This is a genomic window from Allobosea sp. FBZP-16 (assembly GCF_002831785.1).
GTDB lineage: Bacteria > Pseudomonadota > Alphaproteobacteria > Rhizobiales > Beijerinckiaceae > Allobosea > Allobosea lupini.
The window spans coordinates 13,873-17,495 of the sequence record NZ_LNCQ01000060.1 but is presented as its reverse complement, the minus strand read 5'-3'; the positions used below and the strand labels follow the sequence as shown (position 1 = coordinate 17,495).

Here is a 3,623-nt window from a genome sequence, read left to right as displayed (position 1 = left end):
CGCGTCGTGAACGGTCACATAGTCAGCCATCGCTTGATGAGCAGCCCGATCAAAACCCTGGAGTGGCCGGCGATCACGAACCTGGGCACCAATCGTGCCCGTCGTCTCGGTGCATCGCTCGACCGTTATCCATGCATTCCACAGCTGACAGAAACTGTCAAAAATGTTCTTGTTCTGTTCTCATTTGCACGCTTTGATTGAAGGAGCCCAGGCGGCAGAGACCTGGGCGACCAGGAGAGCGTTATGAGTTCCAGGAAGAAGCAGGATACCGTCGAGCGGCTGACCTATTACGTCGTGCAGACCTATCGAGCCGCAGGCCGGAACGGCATTTCGGCCGACGAGCCGATGCCCGCCACCGATCGTGATCACGCTAACCGTCTCTTCGAACGCTACAAGCCAATCCGCGCCGGCGTCGTCGCCTTCTACCGCACCGGCCGCCCGGACACTGGAGATTGGGACGACGCCATCATCCTCGCCAGGCATGGCAGATTGCCCGCCGATGTCGACGGCCTGCGGGACGATTGCGACGCCGATTTCGAGCGCCCTGATCTGGGTGAGCGCGACTTCAAGGTGGCTTGAACAGGGAGGCGGCGGCCATCGCGGCCGCCGCTTTCATTATCGGGTGAAGCCGTAGCTCTTGGCGACGCGCTTGATCTGGGTGCAGTGGGCCGTCTTGCCGGAAGCGGTGAGACTCTTCAGCTGGATCTCCTGCCCACCCGTCATCATCCTCAGATTATTAGTGAAAGACATGTCGTCAGGCTTGACGCGCTTCTCGACGAACGCTGCGATCGCCGCCTGGTCATAAGAGAGCTCGCAGAGCGCCTCGGAAGCGAGGAGGGAGCCAAGCTCATTGGCCAGAGCGATGGCCTTCATATCCTGCGCTGCTGCCACACTTGCAGCGAGCGCGGCCGCGACGAGCACGCCGGCCTTTATCAGCATGGAGCACCTCACTGGGAAACCTGAACGAAGACAGGGATGGTCTCACCGGGTTTGACCGGATTCGGCATCGTGGTTTGCTGGATCGCTGCGCAACGCGGACCGGTCGTTTCTTGCGTCCACCCGTCCGCCTTGGCGCGCTCGGCTCGAGCGACGATCTCCGCCGGGTCGATGCGTTCGAACTGCTCGGTGAGGCCAGACAGGCCGATGGCGACGAGCATCTGGGCCATAAGAGTGGGGTTAAGCGACCAACCCTTGCACTTTTCGACAACGACACTGTTGGCCACGCCGAGCTCGATCGCCTTCTCGAGCAGCGGGTGCCGTTCCTGGGCGATCGCGCTGGAACTGGTGACCGCGAGGGCCAGGGCAAATATGGCTCTTTTCATCATCTCCCCCTTTAGACTTCACCACCAGCCCAAACGACCCGGCCGGCGACGCGCAGCGCCTCGGCATCCGGCGCTGCCAACTGCTCCGGGGCATACCGTTCGTTGTCGCTCAGCAGCTGTATCGCTCCCTGCCAACCGATGGCGATCCGCTTGATGCGGACGTTGTTCCCGTCGACCAGCACATAGATCCCGTCCTTGCGGGGCCGGTCGATCCGGATGTCGATCAAACAGATCGCGCCATCGGGAATCGTCGGCGTCATGCTGTCGCCCCGGCTGTCGGCGAACCGCGCGAACTTCTCCGGCAGGCCCAGCTCGTTCAGCCAGGCGCGCGGGAAAGGCAGCTTCCCGATCTCATAGGGCCTGGCATTCTCGATGCCCGGCCCAGCTGAGGCGATCACGTCCAGCATCGGAATCATCACGACGTTGTCGTTGAGCGCCTCGGTGATGAGCTCGGTTCTCACCAGATTTAACGGGATCGGATCGCCATAAATGAGGTGATCCGTCGTCACATCGCAGGCCCGAGCGATCTCGCCGAGGCGAATGGCAGGGATTTCCGACTGGTTTCGGCAATACCTGTCGATCGAAGATTGCGGGATTTCCGTTAGGGCCGCGACCCTTCCGCGCCCGCCGGCCCGGTTGATCGCGTCCGACAGGCGCTCCGCCACTTTTGCTGGGTCGATCAGCAAGTTTGATCCCTATCCACACCGCATCGTCAGATTTGCGTTGACAGCGCCTCGCACATCTGATGATCTCGCCACAAGTGCCGCCCACAAGTGTGGTTAACACACCAAAGGTGACGTGACGAGACGGAGCCCCATGCCCAACTGGACCAAACAGCAGATCCTGTTCGCCTTGCGCGAGAGCGGCACCACCGTCGCGGCGATCGCCGAGAGGGCGGAAATCAGCCGCTTCACCATCTATGGCGCACTCGAACAGCCATATCCCAAGGTCGCGAACCTCATTTCTGAGGCGCTGGGCAAGAAGCCGCACGATATCTGGCCCGATCTCTACAACAAGAAGGGCACGCGCCGCGGTCTGCTCTCGCGCGAGAGGGCGGCCTGATGCGCGACGCCTCTGCCTACTTCGACACGAGCCGCGACGTGCTCGACCTCGCGTCCCCCCCCTCAGCGCCTGCCCACGAAATCGAGATCGAGACTGCCTCGATCGACGTCGTCGATCGGCTTCGTCTGGTCGACCGTGCCCATGTCGAGATGATCGCTGCCTCAGTCGCTGAGAGCTATCTGCATCAGCCTATCGCGGTAGCGAGCACGCCCGGTGGCGGCAATCGCTACCTCCTCGTCGACGGCGAGCACCGGCTCGAGGCCTTCAAGCTGCTGGGCCGCGACACAATCCCGGCTCGCATCCGGACGCTGACGCCGGAAGAGCGCGAGAAGCACGAGATTCACGCCAACCTGATCCGGAACGAGCTCACCGCGCTCGACCGAACGATCTTCGTCGGCCGGCTCGCCGACATGTTCGCCGCGGAGCACGCCGACGCCCGCCACGGCGGCGACCGCAAGTCGAAGAAATGGCGCGAGAAAAATCAATTGGCCAACTTGGCCAATTGGTCGAGCTTCTCGAAGGAGGCCGCCCGCCGGACCGGCTTGGCAGAGCGCTCGATCCGCCGTACCCGCGAGCTCGCCGCCGGCCTGTCCGCTGAGGCCGTCGCGCTGATCCGCGGCACCAAGCTTGCCGATAACCAGGCCCAGCTGCAGGCGCTCGCTGCGCTTGATCCGGCCGATCAGCTCAAGGTCGCCCGCGAGATCGCCGAGGGCCGCGCCTCTAATCTCACCAAGGCCAAGGTCACGGCCGGCATGCTGCCGCCAGGCGGAGCCGTGCGCGAAGAGGATCGACCGCTCGTCAAGCTGGAGGCCCTGCTAGCGCGCTTCACGCCCAGCCAGCTCCGCGGTGCGAAGGTGATGATCGACGCCAAGATCGCGGCGCTCGACGCCGCCCAGGCGCCCAAGTCCGCCAAGGCCAAGAAGGGCGGTGCGGCATGAGCGGGGGCAATCTCAGACCCCTGCCGCTCTTTCGGGCCGTCTACCTGCGCCGGGATCTCGAAACCGGAGGCAGCGTCGTCCTGGATATTATCGAAGTCGCGCCCCGCGGCTTCGATACCGCCGGCAGATGCGCCCCCAAGGGCGAGGCGGCGGTGCATCGTTACATCCGTCGCCACTACGAGGCCGCCAACGCTGACGTGATCCAAGTGTCGCGCGCATTTGGCGATCCGAGACAGCCAGCCGCCTGGCGGCTTGTCCCGCGCCTGTCGGTGCCCGCAGCATGAAACTCTGGCTGACCTCG

Annotated in this window: 8 protein-coding genes; 5 read left to right on the top strand and 3 right to left on the bottom strand. The window is 63.7% G+C overall.

What is annotated here, in order from left to right; genetic code table 11:
- Together CXY91_RS30475 and CXY91_RS29780 are read left to right on the top strand one after the other, a co-directional pair.
- Positions 1 to 201: hypothetical protein (locus tag CXY91_RS30475; protein ID WP_210202614.1), on the top strand; the 201-nt coding region annotated here is incomplete at its 5' end.
- Between the two features lie 42 nt (positions 202 to 243).
- Positions 244 to 579 carry a hypothetical protein gene (locus CXY91_RS29780; protein ID WP_100965553.1) on the top strand — a complete coding sequence of 112 codons (336 nt, stop codon included), beginning with the start codon at positions 244 to 246 and terminating at the stop codon, positions 577 to 579.
- A 36-nt stretch (positions 580 to 615) separates the two neighbouring features.
- Here CXY91_RS29780 and CXY91_RS29775 read toward each other — a convergent pair whose 3' ends face one another.
- The 3 genes from CXY91_RS29775 to CXY91_RS29765 are packed head-to-tail and all read right to left on the bottom strand — an operon-like array spanning position 616 to position 2,008.
- Positions 616 to 939, bottom strand: a complete 324-nt coding sequence (locus tag CXY91_RS29775) for a signal recognition particle (RefSeq protein WP_100965552.1) — start codon at positions 937 to 939, stop codon at positions 616 to 618.
- An 8-nt stretch (positions 940 to 947) separates the two neighbouring features.
- Positions 948 to 1,325, bottom strand: coding sequence for a hypothetical protein (locus CXY91_RS29770; RefSeq protein WP_100965551.1), 378 nt, complete (start codon positions 1,323 to 1,325; stop codon positions 948 to 950).
- Positions 1,326 to 1,333: 8 nt separating this feature from the next.
- Positions 1,334 to 2,008, bottom strand: coding sequence for a S24 family peptidase (locus CXY91_RS29765; RefSeq protein ID WP_100965550.1), 675 nt, complete (start codon positions 2,006 to 2,008; stop codon positions 1,334 to 1,336).
- A gap of 130 nt (positions 2,009 to 2,138) precedes the next feature.
- Between CXY91_RS29765 and CXY91_RS29760 the strand changes: the two genes are divergently transcribed.
- The 3 genes from CXY91_RS29760 to CXY91_RS29750 are packed head-to-tail and all read left to right on the top strand — an operon-like array spanning position 2,139 to position 3,606.
- Positions 2,139 to 2,384 carry a helix-turn-helix domain-containing protein gene (locus CXY91_RS29760; protein WP_100965549.1) on the top strand — a complete coding sequence of 82 codons (246 nt, stop codon included), beginning with the start codon at positions 2,139 to 2,141 and terminating at the stop codon, positions 2,382 to 2,384.
- Positions 2,384 to 3,322, top strand: a complete 939-nt coding sequence (locus CXY91_RS29755; RefSeq protein ID WP_100965548.1) for a ParB/RepB/Spo0J family partition protein — start codon at positions 2,384 to 2,386, stop codon at positions 3,320 to 3,322. Before CXY91_RS29760 ends, CXY91_RS29755 begins: the two co-directional genes overlap by 1 nt.
- Positions 3,319 to 3,606: a hypothetical protein gene (locus tag CXY91_RS29750; RefSeq protein WP_100965547.1), complete on the top strand. Its 288-nt coding sequence runs from the start codon at positions 3,319 to 3,321 to the stop codon at positions 3,604 to 3,606. The genes CXY91_RS29755 and CXY91_RS29750 overlap by 4 nt, the downstream gene beginning before the upstream one ends.
- The last annotated feature ends 17 nt before the right edge of the window (positions 3,607 to 3,623 follow it).